This is a genomic window from Hominimerdicola alba (genome assembly GCF_900112155.1).
Taxonomy (GTDB): domain Bacteria; phylum Bacillota; class Clostridia; order Oscillospirales; family Ruminococcaceae; genus Hominimerdicola; species Hominimerdicola alba_D.
Genome location: NZ_FOKQ01000085.1, coordinates 1 through 4,693, shown reverse-complemented (window position 1 = coordinate 4,693; position 4,693 = coordinate 1). Strand labels below are relative to the sequence as shown.

The following is a 4,693-nucleotide window of genomic DNA, read 5'->3' as shown; positions in this document are numbered from 1 at the left end:
CTCCATTAAATTCATCGTCTTTCATTAAATCTTCTTTGCTCGTTGCATACCCCATTGTTACATTAGGTCCTCGATAGCATAACTCTCCTTCTGCAGTCAGCTCATTTAATACTTCACCGTTTTCATCAATTAAAAACATTTCACCTTCTGGAATAGCTTTTCCAATACTGCCTATTTTGGTGAGAGCTAATTCCGATGGAAGGCAAGCCATACGTGCAGATGTTTCGGTGGTTCCAAAAGAGGCGATAAATCTCTTACCGTTACTCTGAGCGTATTTAGCAAGTTGTAAAAAGCGTGCATCAGTAAGCTTACCGCCTCCCTGAGAAAAAGTTTTAAGATTGGGAAGATCCATTCGTTCGAAATGTAATCTAGTGATCAAATCATAACTAAATGGGACACCTGTAAAATTTGTAGCTCGCTCTCTCGTAATATATTTCCAAAAATCCCCACTCATCAAATTGTATGTTGTAAGTAGTAAGGTCGCTCCAACATACAAATGTGTATTAATTACATTTAATCCCATTGTATATTGCATTCCTAAATCACAAATAGGCCTTTCATTTTCTGTCCAACCAAAAGCAATTGCTACATTTTTGGCATTAGCTTCCAAGTTTCCCTTCTTATACCGCACCAATTTAGGACTACCTGTAGAACCGGATGTTGTCATACATATTTGAAGCTTACCATTCAAAGTGTATTCTTTATATCCAGTCTTCAAAAGATTATATTTTTTAAATTTGTATATTACCTCATAACTAAAACGATTTATTTCTTCTGGAGCCCATATATATGCCGGAGTGTAGATTGACATTAGGTTTTGCAGCAAAATATCATCTATTTTATCACTTAACAAAATTGGTACAACATCATTATTTACGAAACTTAAATAACCTATTACAGAAGCAACTGTATTTTTACACAAGATAAATATTACAGAACGTGCTTTAACTAGTCCCATGAACTCATTCATGTATTTCACAAGTTCACCATAAGAGACACGCTCTCCCTCATTATCTATCAAAGCTATTGAATCGCTCTTTTTTTGATCAATATTTAAAAACATATGCTGTATCATCTCCGCTAAATTATATAATAGTACACCCATCAACCGGCAGTACCTGTCCTGAAATATACTCTGCATAATCAGATGCTAATAAAAGACACCCTCCTGCTATATCTTTAGGTTGGGCAATTCTTCCCATACATATATTTTTGATTCTACCTTGAAGTTTCTCAAAATCTGCTTGTTCCATCATCTCAGTTTGAGTAAGACCAGGTGCAATAGAGTTAACCCTTATTCCTTTGCATGCTAATTCTTTAGCAGCACTCTTAGTAATTGCGATTACTGCTCCCTTTGTAGCTGAATAAACCAATTGTCCAGGATTTCCTCTTAACCCAACCATTGAGCTTATATTAATTATGGATCCTCCATTTGCATTTCTGCTCATAACTCGACTTACAGCTTGAATCATTTCAATAGTTCCAAAAACATTTACTTTAAACATTTTCATCATATTTTCATATGAAATCATACCAATCAATTCATTGAATTCCACTGCAGCATTATTGACTAAAACATCAATATGACCATATTTCTTTTTAACATCCATAATACAATTATGAATTGCTTTTGTATCCGTAATATCAAAATAATATGGGTGAAGACGTTCTTTTTGTATACTGTTGTTTATCCAATCATCAGCTGAACCAAGTGTAGAACCGTTTACAACAACCTCCGCACCTTCTTGTGCAAATAATAAAGCAATTTCCTTTCCAATTCCTCTTGTCGAACCCGTGATTATACAAATTTTATTATTTAATAATCCGCTCATAATTTCCCTTTCATTCTTTTTTATAAGCTTATACTCGCCTAGGAAATATACCTACATTTATTGATACTGAATTAGAACTCAATACCGTATCTTTTTAATATTTCTATACCATTCAAATAACCGCCAAAATGAAGAATATCATCTGTTTCAAACATAACATCAAAATTTTCCTCAAGTTCATTTATAAGAGTTAAATGTGCCATAGAGTCCCATTGATCTATGTTGGCAAATGTAAATTCTTCATTCAAGTTCTCAATTTCCACGTTGAACAATTCACAAAAAACTCTTTGATATTTTTCAATATTAGACATATAATTAATCCTCCTGTAATTACGATTCAATATTTAGAATCTATTTTTAACGTGCGTATAAATAATCCGATTCGTTACTGCATATTATAATAGTTTCTGGACTTAGGTGGAAAATCATTACAATCAAATCTTGGAATCTCTAATGGGGAATCTTTGATTAAATCAAATTTTCTCACCTCAGTAGTCACTCCTATCTTGGCGCCTTTTGACTTTATATACGACAAAACATCAGCATTATAATTTCCATACGGGTAGGCGATAGACCAAGATGATGGATCAATAAATGCATTTAAAGTATCTAATGCTAAATCAATATCTTTTTGCATCTTATTTACATCAAGATTTCCAAGCCAATAATGATCATACCCATGAACTCCTATATGCATTCCATGCCTAATCATTGTCGTTATTTGTTGCTCATTCATATATAATTCATGCGCAAGCTTATCCTCAGAAATACCCACATACTTTTTAAACAAATTACTGGAAATAATATTTCTTAATTGTTCAGGCAAGACTGTTTGCAACATACGTTTAATAAAAATAATATCTCCATTATCAAACCTATTAGGAACAGCATATTTTTTATATAAATCATTTGTTGACTCAAAAATAAAATCTTTACCCCGATAATAATCCATTTCATTTAATAAATCACGAACAATTTCTGATTCGTTACCACTTGCTAAAATATAATGTATCTTATTGACATCTAATAATTGATGAGTAGCAAATGTTTTTCCAGGTATAAAAAAACTGCCCTGAACCCCATACTCGTCCAATACTGGAAAAGCAAATGTATAATTATCAATATATCCATCATCAAATGTTAATAACAAAGCATTATTTGGCAAATCTATTTTTCTTTCTATAGAATCAATCACATCTTCCATACTAACAACTTGAAAATTATTTACAAAGAAATAAATTTGATCACGAAACATCGAAATATCCATTCCCCTAATATTTGGATATCTGCTATTTCTCAAATCTCTAGTGTAATGATACATTACAACAGTTAAACTATTCATTTATTTTCACCCCGTATTTTTTTCTTATTAATTATGGATATTATTTGTGCTTTATACTTAATGAAAATCAAAACGAGAATTAACATATAAAGAACTACAAATATATATCTAATTATTTTGCTACTATATGATAACGTAATTATCACCATACAAACTATTCCCAATAATACAGTAAAAATAACAAATTCATAGTTATATGCTTTATTGAGTTTTATTTTATAAACAAGATACATATGTATTCCTAAAAGAACCAAATATCCAACAAGCGTTGTATATGCAGCGGCTAAATAACCTACTCTTGGAATAAAAATCCAGTTTAACATCAAATTAACGAAAGCAGCAATTACACTAGCTATCGCCATACCCACTGTTTTCTTTTTTAGTTGTTCTATATTAACAAACATCGTATATAGGAACTGACAAATGCACCCCATTGAAACAGGAGCCATAACGTATATAGCCTCTTGATATTTTTTTCCTCCAAGTACCATAAGCACTTCAGGTGATATCAGCATTATACCAATAGCCATGAATACAAAGCCTAATATATATACCCTTGAAAATTTCCTTACATCCTCAAATTTATTCTCGGTTATTTTTTCAGCTAACCATGGACCGTATGCTTTGTTCACAGCGGTCAATAAAATAGTTACTATAGCACCACAGTTGTATGCTAAACTATATAATGCTGTATCTTCTTCACCGCACCATCGTGTTATCATTACTCTATCCGTAGAATTAAGCAAAGTCATTGATAATAGATGTGGGATAAATGGTAAACAAATTGGAAGTGCATATTTCCAACAACTAATAATAATTCTCTTTCCTTTTTTTACAAAGTAAAAATAAAAGAATATTCCAATTACAACAGTCGGTAACATTGCACCCAAAATTCTTCCTGTTAATCTATCTTGCATATTTAATACAAGTAAAACTGATAGAACGGCACTACTTATTACAAGTACCAAACTTGTAATAACCGTCTTCTTGTATTCATAATAATATCTCTCTCTAGTTTGAAACAGATTAATTGCAGGTAGAAAAAATAAATAAATAAGCATTGCATAGATATATGATTTATCTAAAGAAATAAAACTACTAATAGGATCTATAAAGATTGTTGTAAATATTAACCATAAAATAGCTGACAGAGTACTTAATGAAAGAACTGATAATATGTATTCATCAAATTTTTCTTTATAATCAAACCTTGCACTTATCAATGTTGATTCTAAGTCAAGAGTAACAAAAATTGTTATTATGCTTAACCAAGAAGTATAATTACTATAAGCACCAAATTCAGCTTTTGTTAATAGCCGAGAAAAAATAGGTGTTGTAATAAATCCTATGCTTCTAACTAAAAAAGACGAAATTGTATACCATACGCCTGATTTTAAGGCTTTAATATTATTACTCATTACTAATCTCCTCAAAATATCTTGTAAAATCTCGTAAATACTCGCGAAATCTCAGTATTTCATAAAGTTATGTTCAAGAAATGAACCAAGTTATGGATGAT

At 31.2% G+C, this 4,693-nt stretch carries 5 protein-coding genes; all 5 read right to left on the bottom strand.

Going from position 1 to position 4,693, the window contains the following annotated elements:
* On the bottom strand, positions 1 to 1,063 hold a 1,063-nt coding region (locus tag BM265_RS19285; protein WP_177219654.1), incomplete at its 3' end, for an AMP-binding protein.
* A 22-nt stretch (positions 1,064 to 1,085) separates the two neighbouring features.
* The gene (locus tag BM265_RS19280; protein WP_074963536.1) at positions 1,086 to 1,832 is read right to left on the bottom strand and encodes an SDR family NAD(P)-dependent oxidoreductase; all 747 of its coding nucleotides are present in this window, start codon (positions 1,830 to 1,832) and stop codon (positions 1,086 to 1,088) included.
* A 71-nt stretch (positions 1,833 to 1,903) separates the two neighbouring features.
* Positions 1,904 to 2,143 carry an acyl carrier protein gene (locus BM265_RS19275; RefSeq protein ID WP_074963535.1) on the bottom strand — a complete coding sequence of 80 codons (240 nt, stop codon included), beginning with the start codon at positions 2,141 to 2,143 and terminating at the stop codon, positions 1,904 to 1,906.
* Between the two features lie 74 nt (positions 2,144 to 2,217).
* Positions 2,218 to 3,174: a polysaccharide deacetylase family protein gene (locus BM265_RS19270; protein WP_207647025.1), complete on the bottom strand. Its 957-nt coding sequence runs from the start codon at positions 3,172 to 3,174 to the stop codon at positions 2,218 to 2,220.
* Entirely contained in the window at positions 3,171 to 4,592 is a 1,422-nt protein-coding gene (locus BM265_RS19265) for an oligosaccharide flippase family protein (RefSeq protein ID WP_074963534.1), read from the bottom strand. Before BM265_RS19265 ends, BM265_RS19270 begins: the two co-directional genes overlap by 4 nt.
* Positions 4,593 to 4,693 lie beyond the last annotated feature (101 nt).